Raw genomic sequence first — 24,178 nt, 5'->3', positions numbered from 1 at the left:
CTCTCCATGCAATGGGTTCGCTTCTGTGGACGAAGCTGCCCTGCTCACGGGTCTGGGGATTCTTTTGCACGTGTCTCAAAATCCCAAACGTTTGGGATTTTGAGACACGTGCAGAAAACCAGGGGGTATGATAAACTATTGCTCAGTTATCAGTGAACTCGTGATTGCGCTGAGGTGGATTGGGCGCATTAAACGGGTTAGCTTATGTTTTTTAGAAGGGACTATTTAACATGATGCAGAGTAGAGCGATGCCAGTCAAACCCGGTAGAATCGAGGAAATCGGTTATCTAAGAGGATTTGGAGTTTTAGCAGTTATAGCCATTCATACAACCGGTTATTTTACAGAGATTTCGGAGTTTAACTACCTCGTCTTAGCGAATCTATGGATCGATGTCTTTTCTCAATTTGCAGTCCCGTTGTTTATCTTGATTTCAGGGTTTGTGTTAGCGAGGAACTATCCTGAGGACTATTCATTAAAGAAATTTTATATAAAACGAGTACGTTCGATCATCCCTCAATATCTGATTTTTTCTATTTTATATACAGCCTTTAACAATTGGGCCGTTATGCAAAACAGCTCATTCGGTACAAATGTTTCATTGTTACTAAAGAATGTTTGGAATGCTGAGGCATCCTACCATCTATGGTTTTTCGCGATCATCATCCAATTCTACCTGCTTTTCCCGGTGATCATGAAACTCTACAATTTATTCAAACAAAGTGGCCGGGCGGAACTATTGGTGGTTTTGTTCTTAATCGTGCAAACTCTTTTTATGGTCGGTATCCATACGTTTTATTTGTCAGGCATAAAACTTAACTTTATTGGCTTTCTTTTTTACTTTGTCCTGGGAGTTTATACGGCAGATCATTTTGCCCCATTGAAAAGGGGATTAAAGGGTCAAACCCTCTTTTTATTTACAATGTCCCTGATCTTAACCATAGGATCCAGTTTTTTTATAATTATTGGCTTAACAACAGGTTACAGATTCAGTTCTATACCAGCTTACTTCTTGATAGGGTCGGAACTTGTGTATCCCGTTTTCAGGGTCATTACCTTCTTATTTCTATTCAATATGGCGCAGAATCTTATTAAGAAGAGAAAGACCCTCCTGGCAAAAATGATAAATAGGTTCGGCGAGTATTCCTTTGGCATATACCTGATTCACATTTTTTTCAACCAATCTGCCATAAAGATGCTCAGGAACCGTCAGATTGGTTTTGATGATTGGATTTTCTATCCCATTGTGTTGGGAGTAACGCTTATTTTAAGCTATTTAAGCGTAAGGTTAATAAGTTTTTTTCCATTTAGTTACTATTTGCTAGGTTCACAGACCAATAAGAGAACCGCAAAATAAGGACTCGGATCTTGATTCTGCCGGTGACGGTGATCTGAAGAAGACCCTGTTTCTAGTTGTAAAAGCAGGTTAATTGTAGTAAACTTTAGAACGATAAAGTTTACTGACGGGGTTTATCGAGAAAGGGTTGAGCTACGTGTTATTCCGCAAACGAACTTTAATTTTAATGCTGATTGATGCTATGTTGATCAACTTGGCAGCTTTCGGCAGTTTTTATTTGCGCTTCGAAGAAGGCATACCCTTAAATTATTATCAGACCTATTATCAGACGGCTATTGGCGGGACTATTTTATATCTTGCGGTTTTCTATGTCTTTGGGCTATATAATCGTCTTTGGCAGTATGCAAGCACAGGGGAGTTACTCTCGATTGTTTATGCAGTCTCAGTTGGAACTGGCGGAACAGTGGCAGTGGTATACTTTTATGGTATATCTAATGCAGCAACTCTCACTTATATTAGAATGCCACACACTGCCGCACTGCTTCTTTGGTTGGCAATGGTTTTTTTGATTGGGGGTTCGCGGTTCATTTGGCGGATATTGCAGGAAAATACCCTAGACCGTCATGTTCCAGGCTCTCAAAAACAAGTACTTATTGTTGGGGCAGGAGATGCCGGAGTATTGGCTGCACGAGAATTGAAAAATCGCAATTATAGGGATGGACGCCCCGTGGGATTTATCGATGACAACCATTCCAAACAGAAGCTGCAATTACTGGGGATTCCGGTCTTAGGAACCCGGGAGGATATTGCCCGGGTTGTAAAGGGTCATAATGTTGATGAAGTTATCATTGCCATGCCTTCGGCTTCAGGAGAATCTGTTCGGGAAATTGTGCAGATTTGCAAAAATTCCGGAGTTGAGCTGAAGATCATGCCGGGTGTCTATGACATTATTAGCGGAGATATCAATGTCACCCCGATTCGTCAGGTTCAAGTAGAGGACTTGTTGGGTCGTGACCCGGTTTCTGTTGACCTGGAAGAGGTGGCAGGCTATGTTGCAGGAGAGACCGTACTTATCACCGGAGCCGGCGGATCGATTGGTTCTGAAATCTGCCGTCAGATTGCCAGGTTTAACCCCGGCAAACTAGTCTTGCTTGGACACGGAGAAAACAGCATTTTTGACATAGAACAAGAGCTGCGTGCTGAGCACCCGGGGATCGACTATATAACAGAGATCCTGGATATTAAAGACCGGGAAAAAGTCTTTTTAATCTTTAAACGGTACAAGCCCGGGGTCGTCTTCCATGCGGCAGCTCATAAACATGTCCCCTTGATGGAACGAAATCCGGAAGAAGCCCTTAAGAACAATGTGGTTGGAACCCAAAATCTGGCGGAAGCGGCGGATGAAGTGAAGGTTAAGACCTTCGTTTCGATTTCGACGGATAAGGCGGTCAACCCGACAAGTGTTATGGGAGCGACGAAACGCACGGCTGAAATGCTCATTCAAAGCTTGAATCTTCGTTCGCAAACAAAGTTTGTAGCGGTTCGTTTCGGCAACGTTTTGGGAAGCCGTGGAAGTGTGATACCTACCTTTAAGCGGCAGATCGCTCAAGGCGGTCCGGTCACGGTCACGCATCCGGATATGGTGCGTTACTTCATGACCATTCCTGAAGCGGCTCAGTTGGTCATTCAGGCGGGCGCCATGGGCAACGGCGGCGAGATCTTCATCTTAGATATGGGAAAACCAGTGAAAATCGTGGATTTAGCCAAAGACTTAATTAGGCTTTCGGGTTTTGAACCGGATGTTGATATTAAGATACAATTCACCGGGATTCGGCCGGGTGAAAAGCTCTACGAAGAATTGCTGACAGCTGAAGAGGGAATCACTTCAACCAAACACAGCAGAATCTTTGTAGCCAAGCCCAATGGTATTGATGTTAAACTCCTGGAAGAGCTGACGCATACTGTTCGGGAACGAGGGAGCTTTTTGAGCAGAGATGAAGTCATAAGGCTGCTGCAGACAATTATTCCGACCTTTCGTAAAAAAGCAGCCAAAGAAGTCGTTAATCAATAAGGGGGAAATTTGAGAAGATGATAACCGTTCAGAACGTAATAACCGACGAAGATGTTGTTGCCAAAACACTCAAAGAAAAAATAGAAAAGCATGAGGCAAAAATTGGGGTTATCGGTCTGGGATATGTAGGACTCCCTTTAGCCGTAGAAAAAGGGAAGGTTGGATTCCCTGTCATAGGGTTTGACATCAACCCGGCACGCGTAGACCTTGTCAATAAGGCAGACAACTATATTGGAGATGTCAAAGATGAGGATCTCAAGGAGATTGTGCAGAAGAATTTATTAATGGCAACCACTGATTTCTCCCGGCTAGCGGAATGCGATGTCGTCATTATTTGTGTACCCACACCTTTAACCATCACTCGTGACCCGGACATTTCCTACATGCAGGCATCGGCAGAAGAAATCGCTAAATATCTTCGTCCCGGTCAAATAGTCACTCTGGAGAGTACGACCTATCCGGGTACGACTGAACAAGTCATTCTTCCTATCCTGGAAAGAACAGGGTTTAAGGTAGGGCAGGACTTCTTTTTAGCGTTCTCACCGGAACGTGTCGATCCGGGCAACAAACGCTTCAGCACTAAAAACACCTCAAAAGTCGTAGGTGGTATGACTCCGGCTTGTTTAGAGATCGCTTATGCGCTTTACACTCAAACCATCACCAATGTTGTGCCCGTATCCTCACCGGCTGCTGCCGAGTTGACCAAAGTCTTTGAAAATACCTACCGGGCCGTCAACATTGCCATGGTGAACGAACTAATGATGCTCTGCGACCGTATGGGAATCGATATCTGGGAAGTCGTTGAAGCAGCCGGAACAAAACCCTTCGGAATTCAAACCTTTTATCCCGGACCGGGAGTAGGGGGGCACTGCATTCCTATCGACCCCTTCTACCTTACTTGGAAAGCACGGGAATACGATTTTCACACTCGTTTCATAGAGCTTGCCGGGGAAATTAATGTCGAAGTTTCTTATTATGTTATCAATAGAGTGATACGAGCCTTAAATAGTGTCAACAAGAGCCTGAAAGATGCTAATATCTTTGTTCTTGGGGTAGCCTATAAAAAGGACATTGACGACATGCGCGAATCCCCCGCCCTGAAAATTATCGAACTCCTGCGCAAGCAAGGAGCAAATATCACCTATCATGACCCATTTATTCCGGTCATCGAGCCTCATGGCGGAAGCACCATACACCTGGAGAGTGTGCCTCTGACAGATGAGGTGTTAGCTAATGCGGATACTGTCTTAATCTTAACAGATCATACCATAGTAGATTATGAGCGGGTTGTGGAGAAGGCAAAGCTCGTCGTAGATACACGCAATGCCACCAAAAACGTGCTAGGGAATCGTGAAAAGATCGCTAAAATCTAAGGCGGTTGCAGCATAGAGACCCGCGCTTTAAGGGGAATCAGCAGATTCCCCTTAAACCTGTATGAATCCCTGATCCTGCTAGTTCGAAATTAAAAAGGAAAGAGTGGTTGTATCAAGATGAAGGTCGAAAACAAGATTCGGTTTGCGATTATCGGGTGTGGGCGGATTGCCCCAAAACATGCGGAATCCATCGCTGCGCTTCCTGAGGCAGACTTAGTCGCGGTATGTGATATAGTACCGGAACTGGCCCAGGGTTTTGCCGATAAATATGGTGCAGATCCCTATACGGATTATAAAGAAATGCTGAAAAGGACGGACATTGATGTTGTTACTATCGCAACTTCCAGCGGCATACATGCCGAGATTGGAATTGCGGCGGCTGAAGCGGGCAAGCATGTCCTGGTCGAAAAACCAATGGCGATGACCTTGAAAACGGCGGATGCCTTGATTGAGGCCTGCCGAAAAGCGGGGGTAAAATTGGGCGTCATTCATCAGAATCGATTTAATGACTCTGTCAAATTAATGCGCAAGGCCTTAGAAGACGGGCGTTTCGGCAAATTGACCCATGGACAGGCTACCGTGCGCTGGAATCGCAATGATAACTATTATCTGCAAGCACCTTGGCGTGGAACAAAGCTCCATGATGGCGGGGTACTTATGAATCAGTCCATACATAATATCGATCTCTTACAGTGGACGTTTGGACCTGTGGAGTCGGTTTTTGGATACACAGAGACCTTTATGCGCAAAATTGAAATGGAGGATATGGGAGCAGCCGTTATCAAGTTTAAAAGCGGGGCGATCGGAATCATTGAAGCGGCCTCAACCATTTATCCCACAAATATCGAAGAGACTTTGAATGTCTTTGGTGAAACCGGATCTGTCATCATCGGCGGAATTGCTGTCAACCGCATTGAAGTCTGGGAATTTCCAGACAGTGCAGAGGAAAAAAACCAGATCTTTGCCAGCCAGGCAGGAGACCCTCCAAATGTGTACGGCTACGGGCACCGTGAAATAATCGCTGATATGATTCAAGCGATAAAGGAAGATCGAGTACCCGCTGTCCCGGGAGAAGAGGGACGAAAAGCCCTGGAAATTATTCTGGCGATTTATAAGTGTCAAGAGACGAAAGAGCCGATTGTATTCCCTTTAGTTGAGTAGGGGATATTGGACGACCCTGAATTTCTAAAGCTTTTAGATAGCCTTTGCTAACTTCTTTAGCATTTGTCAGTGCTTCTTCGATAGTATCTCCTTCAGTAACACATCCCGGTAAGGCTGGGACTGTCACTGTGAATCCACCATCTTCCTCATTAAAATCTAAAACAATTTTAAATCTATTACCCATTTGTATCTCTCCATATAGTTACTTTGCCGATGCATTGCCTTTGTCAATAACCGAAAATTTTCTCTTTGAATTATTATAGCATGAACCCTAATTCTGGCGGAAACGTATACGTACCTAGGAAAACTTTCCTTGATTTGGTTTACAAGCGCAGAGCTTTAGTACCGAGTTGCAGCTTTGCGCGACTCTCTTGAAAGGAGTGAGCATATATGACTAACCATCTAATTGCCCCCAGTGCAACCGTGCCGGTAAGCGTAACGATTGGGCCGTTTTGTGTTATCGGTGAAAATGTTATACTCGGGGAAAATGTCAGCTTAGGAGTTGGCTGTGTCCTTGGTGACGGAGCCAGAGTTGGTGCCGGGAGTGAGCTGGGTAACTATGTCAGTATCGGTCAAGGAGCTGAAATAGGGCTTCAAACCCGCATAGGGGACCATACCACGATTTATCCTCAAGCTCTGCTTGGCGAAAATGGATTTATAGGCAGCAACTCCTCGATTGGCCGTTTACCAAAGGCCTCAGCAACGAGTACGGTTAAAGCGCAATCGGATTTACCCCCTCTTCAAATGGGGAGCGGATTTACGATAGGCTGTTCTACGGTCCTCTACGCCGGGACAAACTATGCAGATAAAGCGTTTATCGGGGATGGAGCGGTCGTCCGTGAGAGATGTTCAATAGGGCAGAACGTTGTCATCGGCAGCGGAGTCGTGGTTGAAAACGATACTAAAATTGGCGAATTCACCAAAATTCAGACAGGCTCATATATCACTGCCTACATGGAGATAGAGGAACGAGTATTTATAGCTCCCATGGTCACGACCACAAATGACAATTATATGGGACGAACCGAAAAACGCTTCAAATCCATTAAAGGCGCCACAATCCAACGCGGAGCCCGCATTGGCGGGGGGGCAATCCTCTTGCCAGGTATAAAAGTAGCACCGGAAACCTTCGTAGCGGCAGGAGCATTGGTCAGCAAAGACACCGCCGAAAAACGGGTCATCAAAGGGTTTCCTGCCAAGGACCTCCGAGCAGTTCCAGAAGAGGAACTGCTGTAGCGAGGGAATAAGAGAACAGTCCCCTTGCTTCGGGAGCTGCTCTCCCTGAAAAAAGACCCTAAAGACATGAAGAAGAATCCTCAGACCCGCAAGCAGGGCAGCTTCGTCCACAGAAGCAAACCCATTGCATGGAGAGGCAGTAATAGCCCACAAGACGGTGCGGGGAAACGGAGTCACGGGTTCACAAGGTACTACCCAGAGGTTTGGCACGAAAGTGTCCGGTGGACACTTTCGCCGAAGCGGCAATCTCCAAAGAAGACTTATCCGCTGAAGGTAGCTCCCGCACCGGCGATTGGGCAAGCCTCGGAATGCTGCGGTACGAAGACACTGTCTTCGCACGAATTAACTAATCTTGCACGGATGTGGGAGAAGCTGCCCGACCCGAGGAACCTATTTTCATCATAAAAAGAGAAAGGATCGATTAAAGATGAGTATTCCTCTTTTGGATCTTAAAGCTCAGTATCTAACCATAAAAGACGAAATTGATCAAGCCATAATGGATGTGCTTGATTCATCAGTATATATTCTCGGGCCGCAGATGAAGGCTTTGGAAAAGGAAATTGCGGCTTTCTGCGGCACAGAGGATGCTGTCGCAGTCGCCAACGGTACGGACGCTTTAGTGCTGACACTTAAGGCTTTCGGTATCGGTCCGGGGGATGAAGTGATCACAACCCCATTCACTTTCTTTGCGTCAGCAGAAACGGTGGCGAATGTGGGAGCAACTCCGGTCTTTGTTGATATTGACCCCGTGACCTTGAACATGGACCTAAACCAGCTGGAGAAAAAAATAACTCCCCGGACAAAAGCCATTATTCCAGTACATATTTTCGGCCAGATGGTGGATGTTGAGAGAGTTATGGAAATCGCCGCGCGGCACGACCTGAAGGTCATTGAAGATGCCGCCCAGGCGATTGGTGCGGAATACCGGGGCAAAAGAGCCGGCTCTCTCGGTCATGCTGCAACCTTCAGCTTTTTCCCTACCAAGAATTTAGGAGCTTATGGAGATGCAGGCATGATTGTCACCAACGACAAGCATTTAGCCGCAGAATTGCGTATGCTGCGCTTCCATGGCTGCCAAGTAAAGTATTATCACGACAAGATCGGTTATAACAGCCGCCTTGACGAGCTTCAAGCTGCCATTCTAAGGGTTAAGCTGCGCTATCTGAATGGCTGGAATGCAGCCCGCCGGGAAAGAGCGGCTGTTTATGATGAACTCTTAGCGCACCTGCCGCTCACGTTACCCGGACGGGACTCAGCGGGCGTTCCTATCTATCATCTCTATGTCCTGCGTTCAGACCGCCGCGAGGCGCTGATGGAGGCCCTCAAACAAGCGGGTATCGCCTGTGCCATCTATTATCCGGTGCCGCTGCATTTACAGAAAGCGTTTCAGGATCTCGGTTACAAAAAGGGCTCCTTCCCGGTCACGGAGAAAGCTTGCCAAGAAGCCCTGGCAATTCCCTGTTATCCCGAGCTTTCCGGAACAGAGCAAGAAGAAATTGTCCGCGTGATCGAAGGGGTATACCGTGGAAAATAGGGTTAAGAAAATAGGGGCGTTTCGCAAAAGTAATTTTGTTCTGATCGGCCTGTTTCTATTGGTGCTGCTAAGTATCTTTTTAGGGTATAGACAGGTAAAAGGGCCGTTTACAGAAACCGAAATCCAGGCGGCACAGAGTGGGGCTACCCGTTTTATGAACGGGGAATTGGAGATCGGTCAAGGTCAGCTTATTGATGTGAAGCATTACTTCTTCGTAGGTACGGTTTACGAAGTCGATACCCTGCAAGGCAGAAAAAACTTAATATCCTTTGTTACCCCTCAGACTAAACCACTCCCTGGTGAAAGGGTGGAATGGGTCGGGGTGGACAATTACGCTTCATTCGTGACCACCGTTTTTCCCGAGGAAAAGATTATGGACGGAGAAATCATTTCCCTGGAAAGAATCTCACCTAAGAACAATGATCAGTTCTACTGTGTCGTACACTCCTTAACCGAGGAGGATGCAGTTCAGCGTTTTATTGTTGATGCCGCTAAATTAGCGACGCTCAGAACTTTGAACAGCGTCCATGTAGAGTATCATTCACCAGGGGAGAGCAAGGTCGAACTCGTTACCAATACTCAAAAAGTAGCGAAAGGCTATATCACGGATCTTTGGCTGACAACGAAGATCAAAGGCTTGGAACTTGAAAGAGACTTCGATTTTGAAAAATATCCCCACTATATTACTCTGTCTCCGAAGCCCAATGCCAAATATACTTGGACATTTTATCTGACGGAAGAACAGAAGAGTATGGTAAAACTGGGGAATACCATAGAGGTTAACTATTCTTCTGTATTTCCTGAAAATATCGTTGTGACACGTGAGACTGTGGATCCGGATGTCTTAGGGGGCAAGTCCGATGATGGTGAAAATCCATGAGTTTTGTTCGAAATAGTTTCTTGACCCTGTTTGGAACTCTGGGACGGGTTGCTTTTTCTATGGTAACTCAAATCATTATCTCCCGTGTACTGGGACCGGTGGGGAAGGGTTTATATGCATTTCTTGTGCAGATCCCTACAGTCTTAGTACCCCTGTGCAGTTTAGGCTTGAATTACGCCAATACCTACTACATTGCCAGAAACCCCGAAGATGGCAAAAAAGCTGTCGGCAGTTCCTTAGGTATGGCGGCTTTTTTGGGCGGTATCATGGTTATTGGGGTAAGTATTGCCTACTATTTTATGCGGGATGGGTATATGCAGGCCGTGACGCCCATCCAGCTGGGTCTCATTCTGCTGGCCATACCCTTCGGACTTCTTAATCTATATTGGTTAAGTGTGTTATGGGGAATGGACTCGATCGGCAAGTACAACCTGGCCTTACTGGTCCAATTCGTCGTTCTTTCCGCAGGAGTCACGGCGGCAGCAGCCATGGGTATGCTGACGGTGACTACGGGATTTGGAATATGGGTAGCAGGAAATGTTTTAACCACTTTATACATGCTTCCGGAAATGGCGAAGATAGTCCGCTGGCGTTTCCATACCTTTAGCTTGTCGTATATACGGCAAACCATCGGCTATGGGGCCAAGTCCTATTTAGCGAATGTTATGACAGTCATAAACTATCGCCTGGACCTCTTCATTATCGCAGGGTTTTTGCCTATGTCCCAAGTCGGTCTTTATACTACGGCAGTCACCCTGGCCGAAATGGTCGGATACGTGGGCAATGCTGTCAATACAGCTCTCATTCCAAAACTTGCTTCCGAGAAAGACAGCCTTACCTTCTCCATGACTCCTAAAGTCACCCGGTTAACCATTATGTTGACCTTGCTGGCAGCTCTTGGAATGGCTATTATTGCTTACCCGCTGATTCTGCTCTTCTTTGGAGCCCGCTTTAGCGGAGCGTTCTACCCCTTGCTCTTACTGTTGCCTGGGATTGTAGCGTTGGGCGGATCTGTCGTGATTTCCGGGGATTTGATGGCCCGGGGTAAGCCGATTTACTCGAGTATTGCTTCCGGTATTACGGTCGTACTCACTCTGATTCTCGATTTCACCCTCATTCCGCTTTGGGGGATTACGGGTGCTTCCATTGCCTCAAGTTTAGTCTATATATCACTTTTTACCTTAAACTATGTATTCTATCGCCGTGAAAGCGGTGAAAAGCTCAAATCAGTTTTGATTATTACTCGGGAGGACATGAAAGAGATGGCGTTGTTTATTAAGCAGCTCGGAAATAAATGGGTTTCGAGGAGAAAGGCGGTGCAAGATGGAAAAAAATAAGCTTAGCGAAAATCGTCTGCTCCTCATTTTAGAAGTCTTCGTAACTCTTTTATGGCTTTATATGGTCCTGCGCTGGATCTATTACCCATCCACGTTAATAACCCTGGGTTATCTGTGGGGGATCGTCTGGGTTGCTGTAAAACGTCCCAGGTGGCTGCCGGCAGTCCTGATCGTTACCTTTCCTCTTGAGGTGTCGAAAATGTTCATACCGGCTTACAGCTTAGCCGAGCGGCTGGCTGGTTTTAATGTTTCTGTCCTGGATTTTTTCCGCCTTTCCCAACTGGCCCTGGGCCTGCGCTGGTTATATGATCTATACCGGAGCCATAAGGATCCCCTGGCCAATGACGCCGATCGATTTAAGGTTTGGAAGCGTATCAGGACGGATGCTCTTTTATGGCTCCCTATCGTCCTTCTGGGGGTTTACTTGCTTTCAACGGCCTTTTCCATTGCGCCCGCACACTCGCTCGCGGAAACCGTGCGCTTGGTTTCCATGATTGTCACCCTTTACCTTGTCATAGCCTACGTCCAGGATGAAAAGGATCTGCAGCGCTTAGGCTATACGCTGATTGCAGTTGGAGCGGTTCTGGGTTTGATTGCTGTTGTGCAGTATCTGACAAAGTGGTTTTTCATCCCGACCTCTGCTGTCGTCATTAATCGCCGGGCTAACACCACCTTTGCTGATCCCAATATCTTTGCCCGTTTTCTTGTCGTCACCTTCTTGTTTTCCGTGGCTGAGCTGGAACGGCGCACTTCCTGGTCAGCTCGTGTGATGTCCGTCCTTGCTATATTATTGCAGGGGGCAGGCTTAGGAATCACCGGCTCACGAGGGGGAATTTTGGCCTTGGGTGTTGCGTCCCTCGTCTTTGTGGTACTCATCCCCCGCAGAAAAGTGACCCTTTCGGCTATGGTGTGTATGATCTTGGCCATTATCGCAGCGGCTGTTTTGAATCCGGCCATCATGGCCCGGATTGAGAGCTTGCGCACTGGCTTATTAAGTGCTTCCGGAGCGCATCGGGAGTACTTGTGGCGAGCGGGAATGTCTATGGTGAGAGATTATCCGCTGACCGGCATTGGCGTAGGGGCCTTTGGGGTCGCCTTTACAACCATCTACCCTTACTTCAACCCCTATTCAACCTTTTATGTTTCGCTGTCTCATACTGCCGTACTTACTGTGTTGGCAGAAACCGGATTTATTGGGTTTACGGTTCTTTATCTTCTTTTTGGTAAGACTCTTCAGAGGGGATGGGATATTTCCCGCACTATGAATCATGAGCGCTTGCGCTTTTTGAGTGCCTGTATCGTTTCCGGGGTTATCGCGATCTTTGTCAGTGCCCAGGGCGAAGGGCGGTTATATGAAGAACCCTTGCTTTGGATTCTTTGGGCGATGCTAGTCTCCATCTCCCGGTTATCTAATAAGCAGATAAGAAAGGAACATACGAAACTATGAAAATCGCAACGGTCGTAGGAGCAAGGCCCCAGTTTATTAAGGCAGCCCCCGTCTCCCGTGTTTTAAGAAGGGCCCATCAAGAAATACTAATTCATACAGGGCAGCATTATGATGCCAACATGTCGGATATTTTTTTCGATGAACTCCATATTCCCCGACCGGATTTTCACTTAGGAATCGGATCTGGCCGGCATGGGGCTCAGACCGGGTCGATTCTGGAAAAGGTTGAAGACGTGCTGATTCAGGAAACCCCGGATGCCTTGTTAGTGTATGGTGATACCAACTCTACCCTGGCGGGGGCTTTAGCCGCCTCGAAACTTCATATTCCGGTGATCCATATTGAAGCGGGACTGCGAAGTTTCAACCGTCGAATGCCCGAAGAAATTAACCGGGTATTAACGGATCATCTTTCCAGCCGGCTTTTCTGTCCGACGGAAACAGCCGTGAAAAACCTGGCCGCCGAGGGAATTACGAAGGGGGTTTTTCAAAATGGAGATGTTATGTATGATGCCTTCCTTTATAACCTTGAATTGGCCAAGGAGAAATCGAACATTCTCCAGACTCAGGGTTTAAACCCCAAGTCCTATGTGCTCTGTACCATACATCGTGCGGAAAACACGGATGATCCGGCACGTCTGACCCAAATCTTGAAAGCCGTATCAAAAATTTCAGTTCCTGTCGTTCTTCCCCTGCATCCGCGAACCCGCAAAATTGTTCATCAATTAGGTTTAACCTCACTGCTGGAACGGGTAAAGGTCCTGGAACCCGTCGGTTATCTGGACATGATTGCCCTGGAAGCGAACACCTTGAAGCTGGTGACGGATTCAGGCGGAGTCCAAAAAGAAGCCTATTTTGCCGGTGTCCCTTGTATTACCATGCGGGATGAGACAGAGTGGGTGGAAACCGTTGAAGTGGGGTGGAACTGCTTGACCGGTGCAGATGAAGAGAAGATTCTGGAGGCTGTGGAGAGGTTTGCTCCGCCGGAGCATCGGCCGACCATATTTGGAGAGGGCAAGGCCGCAGAGCAATTTGTGGAAATGATGGATAAGGAAGGTTAATCAATGCGATTTTTAATACTGACCCAATACTTTCCTCCGGAAACAGGGGCGGCTCAGGTCCGGCTGAAAGAACTAGCTAAAGGATTGCAGCGTCAGGGGCATGAGGTTGTGGTTGTCACCGCTTTTCCCAATCATCCTTCCGGGGTGATTCCGCCCGAGTATCGAGGCCGCTGGTCTATGAAAGATGAAGTAGAGGGGTTGCCCGTCTACCGGACATGGGTTTACCCTGTGCAGCGGGGACGTTTCTGGAAACGCCTTTTAAATTACTTTTCCTTTACCTTTTCCTCTCTCTGGGGAATCTTAAAGGCAGGGCCTTGTGACGTCCTCTTCGTGGAGTCTCCGCCCCTCTTTCTGGGGATGACCGCCGTGCTGGGAAGCTGGATAAAACGTGCCCGCCTGGTGTTTAATGTTTCGGATCTCTGGCCGGAATCCGCAGTAGCCTTGGGATTGGTCACCAACAAGACAATGATCCGCATGACAGAGGGATTGGAAACCTGGCTCTATAATCGCTCCTGGAAGCTGTCCGCGGTTACGGTCGGGATTCGGGATACCTGGATAAAACGTGGTATTCCGGCCGACAAGATTGCCTTTTTGCCCAATGGAGTCAACCTGGAACTTTTCCGCCCCCTTCCTCCGGATCAAGAATTCAAAGAGAAGCTGGGACTTCAGGATAAATTCGTCTTAGTCTATACCGGCACAATGGGCTATGCCCAGGGCTTGGAAAGTGTACTGGAAGCGGCTAATCTCTTGCGTTCCGAGTCACAGTACCAATTTCTCTTCCTGGGAGATGGGACGGAAAAACCAAAACTGGAGGAAATGGCCAAAGAGATGAAGCTGCCGAATGTGCAATTCCTCGGATTTCAGCCGGTAACCGATATGCCCCGCTACATGTCCTTGGCGGCGGGAAGTATTATTCCCTTAAAAAAGCTCAAGCTTTTTGAAGGGGCCCGTCCCTCCAAGATGTTTCCGGCAATGGGCTGTGCGGTTCCCGTTATTTATAGCGGAGAAGGGGAGGCTGTGGAACTGATTCGGGAGGCTGGAGCAGGACTGACGGTTGAACCTGAAAACCCCCAAGAGATGGCCCAGGCCATTCGATCTTTATACGAGTTAAGTGACCAGGGGAAGTCTATGGGAAAAAGCGGAAGACGGTATGTAGAAGACCATTATTCCTGGGATAGTATTGTCAGCCAGTGGCTTAAAGAACTAAAATAGGCTTGGCGTTAGCAGGAGAGGACGTGACTGTGTGAAACGGTGGGGCGCTTGGATTATACCCTTATTTTTTGCTTTGGTACCTTGGGATATTAGCAAAGTTCTGTTTCCCCCTTATCAAAGCGGTGCGGAAACCCCGACCTCTTTGACCTTTTTGCGTCTGGGAATGATCCTTTTATTAGCTTGGGGCGCAGTGCGTTTTGCCCAAGCAGGCATAGGGAAGACCTTAAAACGTCTTACTGAGGTACCATTGATCTGGGCGGTCCTTCCCTTGTTTATTGCTGTCCTTATTTCACTGACAGGCAGTTTGCAATCACGAACAACCATGATCGAAGGCCTGCGTCTCCTGATCCTTTTTGCTGTGGGGGTCAGTGTGGCTTTAGGAGCGGACCGCAAAGAGGTCTTTGACCGAGTGTTTAAGGTGATCTTCGCTATGGCTACTCTGACTGCCATTATTGGTCTGGCACAATACCTGAGCGGAAACTGGATCTGGGGCGGAGGGATTGATATGGCCGGAGTACGGAGAGTGAATGCCACCTTCATCGATCCTAATCTATTTGCCCGTTATCTGGATATCTCTATCTTAGGAACCCTGCTCCTTCTTCAGCGGCGGAAATGGAATTTGCAGATCGGGATAGCTTTGGCCCTTCTTATCCAGGTTGCGGCTCTGGTAGTTACATTTTCGAGAACAGGCTGGCTGATTCTGCTCTTGGGTGTTCTTATTTTGGCTATCGGTTCAGTGAAAAAACGGAGAGTCCATTGGAGTGTCCTGGGGCTTGGCGGGTTGGGATTCGCTGCTCTTTATCTGATCCCCGGTATCCGGGTTCGCTTTGAGACACTTTTTACCGGGATGAGTGCCCTTGGACAGCGGGAGCACCTGATTAAAGGCGGCTGGGCTATGTTTATCGAAAATCCTTTGACTGGAGTCGGGCTGGGAAATTTTCGGTGGGCGATCGAACAACCCTACCATTATCTTGTACCTTGGAGTGATGCAGTCACCCGCTCCCATACCAGTCTGATAACCGTCGCCGCAGAGATGGGGATTTTCGGGATTTTAGGAATGGCTGCTTTTTTGTTGCTGCTCTTTATAATGAACTCGCGTGTCTTAAATCAAATGAATGTCTATGCCCAGGCAATATCGATGAGTGTTTTTGTGGTTTGGCTGAGCTCCCAGGGGGAAGGCCGTTTTTTTGAAGATCCTATGATTTGGGCTTTCTGGGGATTGAGCCTAGCTATACAATGGAAACCTTGGGGAGAGAGTTGGGATGGCTAAACTTTGCTTTCTGGCCAATGCCGCCAGCACCCACACTGAGAAATGGGCGATTGCTCTTACGGAAAGAGGTTGGGATTTAGAAATCCTCAGTTTTCTGCCCGCTGAGCTGCCCAAGGTTAAAGTTCACTTGATTCCTCACTTAATTGGAGATAAAGTAGATGTATTATTACGCCGGAAATGGGTAAGGGAAAAGGTCGCCGGGATTAATCCGGACCTGATCCATGCCCATTACGCAACGAGCTTTGGTTTGCTCGGAGTGTTGACCCACAGGCATCCTCTGGTTATTTCCGCCTGGGGCAGCGATATTTTTTCCTTTCCCCGCACCTCCTTTTTGCATCGAAACCTGTTAAAATGGATTCTGAGCCAGGCGGATATACTATGCTCAAGCAGTGAGATAATGGCCCAGGAGATGCGCCGGTATATACGTCCGGAACGTGGGATTGAAATAATACCCTTCGGAGTGGATACGACACGCTTTTCTCCCCCCCGGGGAGAGTCCATACAATATCCGGTTGTCTTCGGAGTCGCCAAAGGTCTGCACTCTGTGTATGGTTTAGACCTTTTGCTGGAATCTTTTGCTCAGGTTCACCGTCGTTTTCCTCAGACCGTTCTCCGCATCGCCGGAGAGGGCCCGGAGCGTCCCGCGCTGGAGAACTTAGCGGAGACGCTGGGGATTAGCGAAGTAATCGAATGGCTGGGTCAAATCCCTAATGCTGATGTCGCTGATTTCTATCAGAGTGTTGATATTGTGGTCATTCCCTCTCGTCAGGAAAGCTTTGGCGTAACCGCTGTCGAAGGATCAGCCTGCGCCCGTCCGGTGATCGCCAGCAGAGTTGGCGGGCTGACGGAAGTAATCGCCGAGGGGGAGACCGGGTTGCTTTTCTCTTCCGAAAATAGTTCCGAGTTAGCTGAGCATATGGAACGGCTGCTTAAGGACCCGGCCCTGAGGGATAGGTTAGGCCGGCAAGGAAGACAGAAGGTGCTTAAGCACTATGATTGGCAAAAAAATGTTACCCAAATGGAACTTGTGTATCAGCGCTTATTATTGGCCCAATGTTGAAAGGAGATAAATCCCATGCGTAAAGAATTTCTAACCTATGGTTTGCCGCTTATTGAAGATGATGATATTGCCGCGGTTGTGGATAGTCTTAAGTCAAATTGGATTACAAAGGGGCCTAAAACCCACGAGTTCGAGAAACGCTTCGCAGAGTATATCGGAGTTAAATATGCTATTGCTGTGAATTCCTGTACGGCGGGATTGCATCTCGCCTTAGTGGCTGCCGGGATCAGTGCCGGGGATGAAGTGATCACAACCCCCATGACCTTTGCTTCCTCGGCAAATGTCATTATTCATTCAGGAGCTACTCCGGTCTTTGCGGATGTCGATCCCGTGACGATGAACATCGATGTCAACGAAATTCGCAAAAAGATAACCCCGCGTACTAAGGCTATTATTCCGGTTCATCTTGCCGGGCATCCCTGTGAGATGGATGAGATCATGGACCTGGCCCGGGAGCACAATCTTTTTGTGCTGGAGGATGCGGCCCATGCCGTCTATACTAAGTATAAAGGGCAATTAATCGGCTCGATCGGGAATGCCACCGCCTTTTCCTTCTATGCTACGAAAAACCTGGCGACCGGAGAAGGGGGAATGGTCACCACCAATGATCAAGCTCTCGCGGATAAAATCAGAATTATGAGCTCTCATGGCATGAGCCGAAACGCTTGGAATCGCTATACTGCTTCCGGTTCATGGTACTATGAAATTCTCCATCCCGGCTTTAAATACAATATGACAGATATCCAGGCCGCCCTTGGTCTGACTCAGTTGGAGAAGCTGGAGCGCATGCAGGGTATCCGCCGGGAAATAGCCGAACGCTTTAATGAAGAGTTCGGCAAAATGCCCGAACTGGAAGTTCCGCCGGAAAAAGACTATGCCCGTCATGCTTGGCATCTGTATATCATCAAGCTGAATCTGGATAAACTATCCATTGACAGAACCGAGTTTATTGAAGAGTTAAAGAAGGAACAGATTGGAACCAGTGTCCACTTTATTCCCGTACCCATGCATCCTTACTATAGAGATACTTTCAACTACCAAAAAGGAGATTTCCCCCAAGCGGAAACCACCTTTGAACGAATTATCTCCTTGCCCCTTTATCCGAAGATGAGCAAGCAGGACACGGAAGATGTCATTGAAGCGGTAAAAGGAATAGTTGAGCGTTTTCGCAAGTAAGATAGCAGTGAAAGGAGACAAGCAAATGGGTCAGAGATCGGCGGTGTCTGTGGAAAGTAATGATCTTAGCCATCCCCGCTGGCAATTAGTTATGAAGCGGCTGCTTGACCTTTTGGTTGCCGCTGTTCTTCTGGTGATCATATCTCCCTTATGGCTGTTTATCGTTCTTTGGATTCGCTTAGATTCTTCAGGGCCGGCTATTTTCACCCAAACCCGGGTCGGACTTTGGGGGGAACCCTATACGATTTACAAGTTTCGAACTATGGTTTCCAACGCGGATGAGATAATGAAGAAAAAGCTGAAAAAGGTTAAGAATCTGGAAAACTTCGTTTTTCAAGAGAAGGATGATCCCCGGATCACACGCAGCGGCAGGTTTTTACGCAAAACCAGCCTGGACGAACTGCCTCAGCTGCTGAACATTTTACGGGGGAATATGAGTCTGGTAGGGCCTCGCCCGGAGGTTCCGGATATTGTGAAGCACTACACACCGGAACAACGTCTCCGCCTGAACGTTTTGCCGGGGGTTACCGGATTAGCCCAGGTCAACGGGAGGAGTGAGCTGACCTTGGGAGAAACCCTGGCCTATGATGTGGAATATGTCAGGCGCTGGAGTTTTTGGTTGGATCTCTCGATTCTCTGGAAAACCTTCTTTGTTGTCTTCTCCGGTAAAGGCGCCTATTAAATGAAAGGAGGCAAAATCATGATACGAGAAAAAATTCTTGATATATTAACGGATATTTGCGGTGCGGATGAAATAAAGAGGAATCCGGATTTAGAGTTATTTAAAAATGGATTGCTGGATTCCTTTGGAATTATAGAGTTATTTGTAGCTATTCATGAGCAGCTCGAAATTGACGTGGCACCCACAGAAATGGAACGGGAGGAATGGGAGACCGCCAATAAAATCATTGCCTACCTGGAGGAGCGGAAGGGTTAATGATCATGCGACATCGACTTGGGCCAATGCTGCTGGCGGTTCTGCTCTTTGTCTTAACCATAGTGTGGATGGGCTCTTTGACTCAATGGGCTGCAGGTTTTTGGCTGAAACCGGGGGTTACCCAAACCATTGGCGGATCCCAAACTCCCGTAGCATTCCAGGGCACGATCCTTCAGGAAAAAGCCATGGAATTGCCGGACGTTCTTCCGATTTACGGATCCTCCGAATTTTCGGCTGTCTCAGAATTCCATCCGTCACGCCTTTTTGAGGGAAAGCCCGCCGGGTTTGCCCCTTTTCTTGTAGGCAGAGGAGGGACTCAGGATATTATTCATGCTTTAAACATGGCAGCTCTTGGAGAATCTCTTCAGGGCAAAAAAATTGCCGTCATTCTTTCCGCCCAATGGTTCACGCCGGAAGGAATCAGTCCCGCCTACTTTAAGCAGAATTTTTCCGCTCTGCACGCCTATCGGATCGTTTTTAACTCCAGGTTGTCTGAACCGACCAAACAGCAATTAATAAAACGTCTCTTGGATTTTCCCGGAGCCTTTGAAGAGGAATCTACTCTCCAGGCGCTTCTTTCCCAGTCCTTAGATCCAGGCCGGACAGCAGCTTACCGGAAGGTGAGTTTAGCCGTCCAAGGGAGGCTTAAAATGGCGGCGCTTGAAGCCCAGGACGCTCTCAAGACCATTGATTACGCTCAGCTGATCAACCCGAAAATCGCTGAAATTAATGCCTCTGAAACTGCCCCGCCTCTCCCGACCTGGCCGGAAGTAAACGAAAAGGCGACCGAGCAGGGGAAATCAAGCACTCAAAATAATCCCTTCGGCATCTTGAATGAGTACTATACCCAGTACATACAACCGAAGTTTGCCGAGCAGAGGAATTCAGCGGTCAATTCAGGATTTTATCCTTCTCCCGAATACCGGGATCTGGAACTTTTGTTGACGATTCTCCAGGAAACTAAAGCCCAGCCGATGTTCGTGATCGTGCCGGTCAATGGAGCCTGGTATGACTATACGGGCTTTCCCAAGGAAGAGCGAAAGGCTTATTATGCACGAACTGAGAAGATGATTCAAGATCGGGGCTTTAAGGTTGTGAATTTAGGGGATCACGAATATGATTCCTACTTTTTACAAGATACCATGCATTTAGGTTGGAAAGGATGGGTGAGCATTGATGAAGCACTGGACGGATTTTATCACGAAGGGATCTAAGGAATGGAATCCTGCCCTGACCTGGTTGGGTCGCGCTGCTTATTACTACCTCATCCTGATGGGGCTGTTTATTCTTTATTTAGTACAGAAGCAACAGACGGCTGCTCCATTTATTTACAATAACTTTTAGGCAAGTGGGGAATGTGTGTATGCTTAGTGAAAAAATCCATGATTGGGCTGTAAAATGTCCGGAACGGGCGGCCCATAGACATGGGGATAAGGTTTTGACCTACGCCTCTTTAGAAAGCAGTTCCAATTCTGCGGCGCTTTGGCTTCATGAACTGTGTCTTAATCAGGGAATAACCCGGCAAACCCCAGTTGTTGTGTATGGGCATAAAGAAAATGAGATGCTGGTCTTATTCCACGCTTGCGTCAAAGCCGGTCATCCCTATATACCCGTCGATTCCTCTGTGCCGGCAGAGCGTCTCCGGCAAATCATTGAGGCTTCCGGGGCGCGGATTGTCCTTTCTCCCCAGCAGGTGCCGGAGGGGATTGCTTCGAGCAAAGTCTTAATTCACGAAATGATTTCCCTGGTCGGGCCGGACAGTATCCTGAACGGATATCATTCGGAGGTACCCCCCGACGCTTGGCAGGTGCAGCCGGATGAAGTTTACTACATTATATATACCTCAGGCAGTACCGGGGTCCCTAAAGGGGTGCAGATTACCCTGGGGGCCTTGGAGAGTTTTCTCAACTGGGTCAATTCGGCCTTTGAGCCGGAGGAAAGCAAGGAAGTCTTTCTCAATCAGGCTCCCTTTTCCTTCGATCTTTCTGTGATGGACTTATATATGTCCTTAAGCACAGGGGGAACCCTGTGGAGTGTGGACAAGGCCCAAATCGCCAACCCGAAAGAGCTCTTCACCTCTTTGGGCAGCTCGAATGTCAGTTACTGGGTATCAACTCCCTCCTTTGCCGAGGTTTGTTTGATGGACCCCAGTTTTAATGATACCCTCTTGCCCCAGGTCAAGCACTTTCTTTTCTGCGGGGAGATTCTTACCCATGATTGTGCGGTCAAACTCACTCAGCGCTTTCCGCGCGCCAAAGTGGAAAATCTCTATGGGCCCACCGAGGCCACTGTGGCGGCAACCAACCTGACGATTACCCCGGAGATTCTGAAGGAGTTTAATCCTCTTCCCGTAGGAAGGGTCAAACCGGATGCTCTGCTCCTGGTCTGTGATACGGATCAGCTCACCGCAGCCATCACCGCTGAGAAGGGCGTTTTAAGCCATAGGCCTGAGACTCTGCCTGAGGGAAGGGCAGGAGAACTGGTTATCGCCGGGCCCAATGTCAGTGTGGGTTACCTTAATAATCCGGAGCAAACAGCTAAAGCCTTTTTTAGCTGGCAGGAACAAGGAGTCACCTGGAAGGCATACCGGACAGGGGATTCAGGGCTGTTCAGAGATGGACTTCTCTTTTACCAGGGCAGGTTGGACTTCCAGGTCAAACTCCATGGTTACCGAATCGAATTAGGAGAGATCGAGGAAAATCTCAGACGCCTGCCCCTGGTGGATAATGCCGTGGTTTTACCGGTGGAACGCCGTGGTAAAGTAGAGTATTTACAGGCCTTTGTCACTGTGAGCAAGCCTGTTGAGGATGAATTTAAGGCAGTTCTTGCTCTGCGGGAGGATTTGCGCCAACACCTGCCCGAGTATATGATCCCGCGCCGGTTTAAATTTCTCGATAAAATGCCAATGACACCCAATGGCAAGGCGGACCGCCGGGCTTTATCCCAGAGCTGAATCAAGAGTATTGTTTATTAGGAGGCAGTAATGACGCCGTTTGAGGACTTTTCCTTTTTTATCTATTTGCTGATTCCCATCGTGCCAGCCGTTTTGCTCGGAATCTTGGGAGCAGCGGGTAAAGTGCGAGCCATGTGGGTCCTGCTTTCCACCTTGGGCATGCTTCTTCTCATCGGGCGCCCTTTAAGCGTGCTCTATCAGATGATAGGGTATCTGATGTTTCAATGGATCATCGTCCGGGGTTATTTGTCCTATCGGCTGAAAGCTCAGGATAAGAATCTTTCCAGTATCTTTTATCTGGTGATTTTCTTATCAATTCTGCCGCTGGCAGCCGTAAAGCTAAATCCCACGGTTATTGAGCTGGGCTTTTGGCAGACTGTGGTCGGTTTTATTGGGATTTCCTATTTAACCTTTCGGACAGTGGGTATTCTTATGGAAATCCGCGACGGGTTGATCAAAGAGGTTCAGCTGCCGGATTTTATCAGTTTTGTCCTCTTTTTCCCGACGCTGGCCTCGGGTCCCATTGACCGCTACCGGCGTTTTGTTGCGGATCTCGATAAACCTCTGAACCGGCGGGAGTATGGAGAGCTGGCCATTCAGGGAATGGACTATATTTTTCGGGGCTTTCTCTATAAGTTTATTATCGCCTATCTTATCAATAAATACTGGCTTGACCCGCTGAACCACAGTTTTGGCTTCCTGCCAACCCTTCAATATATGTATGCTTATGGTTTGTATCTCTTCTTTGATTTTGCAGGGTACAGCGCTTTTGCTATAGGGGTCAGTTATCTGATGGGTATTAGAACCCCGATCAACTTTGATAAACCGTTTATCTCGAAGAATATCAAAGACTTCTGGAACCGCTGGCATATGTCCTTATCCTTTTGGTTCCGGGATTACATCTATATGCGTTTTGTCCTTGATTCAGCCAAGAAGAAACGCTTTCGCAACCGCTATACGGCTTCCTATATCGGCTATATTCTGCTGTTTGGCATCATGGGTGTCTGGCACGGAATCCAACCCCAGTATGTTCTCTATGGGTTCTATCATGCAGGACTGATGATTGGCTTTGATTATCTCGACCGCCAGAATAAAACCCGGAAGTTTTGGGGTAAAGGTCCCGTGTGGGATCTGTTAGCGATTCTGGTTACTTTTAATTTTGTGATGTTTGGGTTTTTGATTTTTTCCGGCCGTCTGTTTTAGATGACGGCTGTGGGGTTAAGCCGGATTTTAGGCGGCCGTTGGATCTTGGTATTTCTGCTCTTTTGGCGGGTTGAGCCTTGTGGTATAATTTTTAAAACGCTTTGTACCCGTTGGTTTGGTTTTTGTAAATATCGTAGCAGCATAAGAAAAGCACTACTCATTTATATATAGAGTAGTGCTTTTTTCACTATTTTTGGGGTACCATAGGGTACCTACTTGCTAAATTGATATAGTGGCCAAGCTTGTCCCAAATTTCCAAATTCCCAAACGTTTGGGAATTTGGAAATTTGGGACAAGCTTGGAAGGATCAGAGCCAGTCAAGGTTTCTAAATTAATAAGATGTTAATGTAAGTGAATCCGCGGTTAGTTAACTAAAAGTTCTTCAAGATATCGTGATGTCCAACGGCCCGCAAAACGATTGTATCGCCGGTTCTTTCAAAAATTATCCGTATATCTTTATTGGCGTAAGCCTCGATAAATACAGTTCCTTCGATTTTATGCGTCTGCAGAGAAGGGTGTCTGGGGTTAGCAGCAAGGGAACGGAGAGCTTTCAAGACTTGCTTTTGTTCGTCTCCGCTGAGGGAAAGGAAGTCCAGATCAAAGGGTCTTGTTCTTATTACCACTGGCATTGGCAAGGTCCTCCAAGTCCCTAATTGCATCTTCCATACTTTCAAACGTCTTATAGTCGCCGTTTTCCAAGGCTTCTTGGCTGCGCTGCATTTTTTCTTGCCAGGGTTCAGTCCAAAAATACTTCTGTTTTTTATCAACCCAGTCCACAGGTCTTAAAAAAACACCATTATCCCTTTTTTCGATGAGGATATAATCTCCTTCATTTAAGTTAATATCTTTGGCAATTTGCGCAAGACTCACGAGCATCCGCTTTTGAACTTGTTGAATATTAGCCATAATTTCGCTCCTTCAGTTTTACTGTAATTACAGCCTAACATAGAAATGTTTAAATTACAAAGAGGGCAG

At 47.5% G+C, this 24,178-nt stretch carries 24 protein-coding genes; 21 read left to right on the top strand and 3 right to left on the bottom strand.

Annotated features, from left to right (window positions below; all coding sequences use genetic code 11):
- Nucleotides 1-230 precede the first annotated feature (230 nt).
- The 4 genes from DESYODRAFT_RS24610 to DESYODRAFT_RS24595 all read left to right on the top strand — a co-directional run bounded on the left by DESYODRAFT_RS24610 (nucleotide 231) and on the right by DESYODRAFT_RS24595 (nucleotide 5,900).
- A complete protein-coding gene (locus DESYODRAFT_RS24610) occupies nucleotides 231-1,355 on the top strand; it encodes an acyltransferase (protein ID WP_007787213.1) in 1,125 nt (374 codons plus the stop codon).
- 136 nt (nucleotides 1,356-1,491) lie between these two features.
- Nucleotides 1,492-3,366 carry a polysaccharide biosynthesis protein gene (locus DESYODRAFT_RS24605; RefSeq protein WP_007787212.1) on the top strand — a complete coding sequence of 625 codons (1,875 nt, stop codon included), beginning with the start codon at nucleotides 1,492-1,494 and terminating at the stop codon, nucleotides 3,364-3,366.
- A gap of 17 nt (nucleotides 3,367-3,383) precedes the next feature.
- The gene (locus tag DESYODRAFT_RS24600; protein WP_007787210.1) at nucleotides 3,384-4,739 is read left to right on the top strand and encodes a nucleotide sugar dehydrogenase; all 1,356 of its coding nucleotides are present in this window, start codon (nucleotides 3,384-3,386) and stop codon (nucleotides 4,737-4,739) included.
- A gap of 117 nt (nucleotides 4,740-4,856) precedes the next feature.
- The gene (locus DESYODRAFT_RS24595) at nucleotides 4,857-5,900 is read left to right on the top strand and encodes a Gfo/Idh/MocA family protein (RefSeq protein ID WP_007787209.1); all 1,044 of its coding nucleotides are present in this window, start codon (nucleotides 4,857-4,859) and stop codon (nucleotides 5,898-5,900) included.
- Here DESYODRAFT_RS24595 and DESYODRAFT_RS27695 read toward each other — a convergent pair.
- Entirely contained in the window at nucleotides 5,836-6,084 is a 249-nt protein-coding gene (locus DESYODRAFT_RS27695; RefSeq protein ID WP_007787207.1) for a type II toxin-antitoxin system HicB family antitoxin, read from the bottom strand. The genes DESYODRAFT_RS24595 and DESYODRAFT_RS27695 overlap by 65 nt on opposite strands.
- Before the next feature lie 206 nt (nucleotides 6,085-6,290).
- Between DESYODRAFT_RS27695 and DESYODRAFT_RS24585 the strand changes: the two genes are divergently transcribed.
- The 17 genes from DESYODRAFT_RS24585 to dltB all read left to right on the top strand — a co-directional run bounded on the left by DESYODRAFT_RS24585 (nucleotide 6,291) and on the right by dltB (nucleotide 23,203).
- Nucleotides 6,291-7,136, top strand: coding sequence for an acyltransferase (locus tag DESYODRAFT_RS24585; RefSeq protein ID WP_007787205.1), 846 nt, complete (start codon nucleotides 6,291-6,293; stop codon nucleotides 7,134-7,136).
- A 124-nt stretch (nucleotides 7,137-7,260) separates the two neighbouring features.
- Nucleotides 7,261-7,407 (top strand): hypothetical protein, encoded by a 147-nt coding sequence (locus DESYODRAFT_RS28855; RefSeq protein WP_169315905.1) that lies wholly within the window; start codon nucleotides 7,261-7,263, stop codon nucleotides 7,405-7,407.
- A 156-nt stretch (nucleotides 7,408-7,563) separates the two neighbouring features.
- A complete protein-coding gene (locus DESYODRAFT_RS24575; RefSeq protein WP_007787204.1) occupies nucleotides 7,564-8,670 on the top strand; it encodes a DegT/DnrJ/EryC1/StrS family aminotransferase in 1,107 nt (368 codons plus the stop codon).
- Nucleotides 8,660-9,550, top strand: a complete 891-nt coding sequence (locus tag DESYODRAFT_RS24570) for a hypothetical protein (RefSeq protein WP_007787202.1) — start codon at nucleotides 8,660-8,662, stop codon at nucleotides 9,548-9,550. The genes DESYODRAFT_RS24575 and DESYODRAFT_RS24570 overlap by 11 nt, the downstream gene beginning before the upstream one ends.
- Nucleotides 9,547-10,887, top strand: coding sequence for a flippase (locus DESYODRAFT_RS24565; RefSeq protein WP_007787200.1), 1,341 nt, complete (start codon nucleotides 9,547-9,549; stop codon nucleotides 10,885-10,887). The genes DESYODRAFT_RS24570 and DESYODRAFT_RS24565 overlap by 4 nt, the downstream gene beginning before the upstream one ends.
- Nucleotides 10,874-12,334 (top strand): O-antigen ligase family protein, encoded by a 1,461-nt coding sequence (locus DESYODRAFT_RS24560; protein WP_007787198.1) that lies wholly within the window; start codon nucleotides 10,874-10,876, stop codon nucleotides 12,332-12,334. Before DESYODRAFT_RS24565 ends, DESYODRAFT_RS24560 begins: the two co-directional genes overlap by 14 nt.
- On the top strand, nucleotides 12,331-13,392 hold the full coding sequence (gene wecB, locus DESYODRAFT_RS24555) for a non-hydrolyzing UDP-N-acetylglucosamine 2-epimerase (protein WP_007787196.1): 1,062 nt from the start codon (nucleotides 12,331-12,333) through the stop codon (nucleotides 13,390-13,392). The genes DESYODRAFT_RS24560 and wecB overlap by 4 nt, the downstream gene beginning before the upstream one ends.
- Before the next feature lie 3 nt (nucleotides 13,393-13,395).
- On the top strand, nucleotides 13,396-14,604 hold the full coding sequence (locus DESYODRAFT_RS24550) for a glycosyltransferase family 4 protein (protein WP_007787194.1): 1,209 nt from the start codon (nucleotides 13,396-13,398) through the stop codon (nucleotides 14,602-14,604).
- Between the two features lie 31 nt (nucleotides 14,605-14,635).
- Nucleotides 14,636-15,874, top strand: a complete 1,239-nt coding sequence (locus tag DESYODRAFT_RS24545) for an O-antigen ligase family protein (RefSeq protein WP_007787192.1) — start codon at nucleotides 14,636-14,638, stop codon at nucleotides 15,872-15,874.
- Nucleotides 15,867-16,934 carry a glycosyltransferase gene (locus DESYODRAFT_RS24540; RefSeq protein ID WP_007787190.1) on the top strand — a complete coding sequence of 356 codons (1,068 nt, stop codon included), beginning with the start codon at nucleotides 15,867-15,869 and terminating at the stop codon, nucleotides 16,932-16,934. The genes DESYODRAFT_RS24545 and DESYODRAFT_RS24540 overlap by 8 nt, the downstream gene beginning before the upstream one ends.
- A gap of 15 nt (nucleotides 16,935-16,949) precedes the next feature.
- Nucleotides 16,950-18,110 (top strand): UDP-4-amino-4,6-dideoxy-N-acetyl-beta-L-altrosamine transaminase, encoded by a 1,161-nt coding sequence (gene pseC / locus DESYODRAFT_RS24535; RefSeq protein WP_007787188.1) that lies wholly within the window; start codon nucleotides 16,950-16,952, stop codon nucleotides 18,108-18,110.
- Between the two features lie 25 nt (nucleotides 18,111-18,135).
- Nucleotides 18,136-18,792, top strand: coding sequence for a sugar transferase (locus DESYODRAFT_RS24530; RefSeq protein ID WP_007787186.1), 657 nt, complete (start codon nucleotides 18,136-18,138; stop codon nucleotides 18,790-18,792).
- Nucleotides 18,793-18,810: 18 nt separating this feature from the next.
- A complete protein-coding gene (gene dltC / locus DESYODRAFT_RS24525) occupies nucleotides 18,811-19,047 on the top strand; it encodes a D-alanine--poly(phosphoribitol) ligase subunit 2 (RefSeq protein ID WP_007787184.1) in 237 nt (78 codons plus the stop codon).
- Nucleotides 19,047-20,261 carry a D-alanyl-lipoteichoic acid biosynthesis protein DltD gene (gene dltD, locus DESYODRAFT_RS24520; protein WP_007787182.1) on the top strand — a complete coding sequence of 405 codons (1,215 nt, stop codon included), beginning with the start codon at nucleotides 19,047-19,049 and terminating at the stop codon, nucleotides 20,259-20,261. Before dltC ends, dltD begins: the two co-directional genes overlap by 1 nt.
- Nucleotides 20,224-20,391: a teichoic acid D-Ala incorporation-associated protein DltX gene (locus DESYODRAFT_RS30040; protein ID WP_007787180.1), complete on the top strand. Its 168-nt coding sequence runs from the start codon at nucleotides 20,224-20,226 to the stop codon at nucleotides 20,389-20,391. Before dltD ends, DESYODRAFT_RS30040 begins: the two co-directional genes overlap by 38 nt.
- Before the next feature lie 19 nt (nucleotides 20,392-20,410).
- Nucleotides 20,411-22,000 (top strand): D-alanine--poly(phosphoribitol) ligase subunit DltA, encoded by a 1,590-nt coding sequence (gene dltA / locus DESYODRAFT_RS24515; RefSeq protein WP_007787179.1) that lies wholly within the window; start codon nucleotides 20,411-20,413, stop codon nucleotides 21,998-22,000.
- 30 nt (nucleotides 22,001-22,030) lie between these two features.
- Nucleotides 22,031-23,203: a D-alanyl-lipoteichoic acid biosynthesis protein DltB gene (dltB, locus tag DESYODRAFT_RS24510; RefSeq protein WP_007787178.1), complete on the top strand. Its 1,173-nt coding sequence runs from the start codon at nucleotides 22,031-22,033 to the stop codon at nucleotides 23,201-23,203.
- A gap of 371 nt (nucleotides 23,204-23,574) precedes the next feature.
- Here dltB and DESYODRAFT_RS24505 read toward each other — a convergent pair whose 3' ends face one another.
- Together DESYODRAFT_RS24505 and DESYODRAFT_RS24500 are read right to left on the bottom strand one after the other, a co-directional pair.
- Nucleotides 23,575-23,832, bottom strand: coding sequence for a type II toxin-antitoxin system RelE/ParE family toxin (locus DESYODRAFT_RS24505; protein WP_007787177.1), 258 nt, complete (start codon nucleotides 23,830-23,832; stop codon nucleotides 23,575-23,577).
- Entirely contained in the window at nucleotides 23,801-24,109 is a 309-nt protein-coding gene (locus tag DESYODRAFT_RS24500; protein ID WP_007787176.1) for an AbrB/MazE/SpoVT family DNA-binding domain-containing protein, read from the bottom strand. The genes DESYODRAFT_RS24505 and DESYODRAFT_RS24500 overlap by 32 nt, the downstream gene beginning before the upstream one ends.
- Nucleotides 24,110-24,178: the final 69 nt, after the last annotated feature.

The sequence above is a fragment of the Desulfosporosinus youngiae DSM 17734 genome (assembly GCF_000244895.1).
GTDB classification, from domain to species: Bacteria; Bacillota; Desulfitobacteriia; order Desulfitobacteriales; family Desulfitobacteriaceae; genus Desulfosporosinus; species Desulfosporosinus youngiae.
The sequence above is the reverse complement of the archived record's forward strand: the minus strand, read 5'-3'. Positions and strand labels throughout refer to the sequence as shown.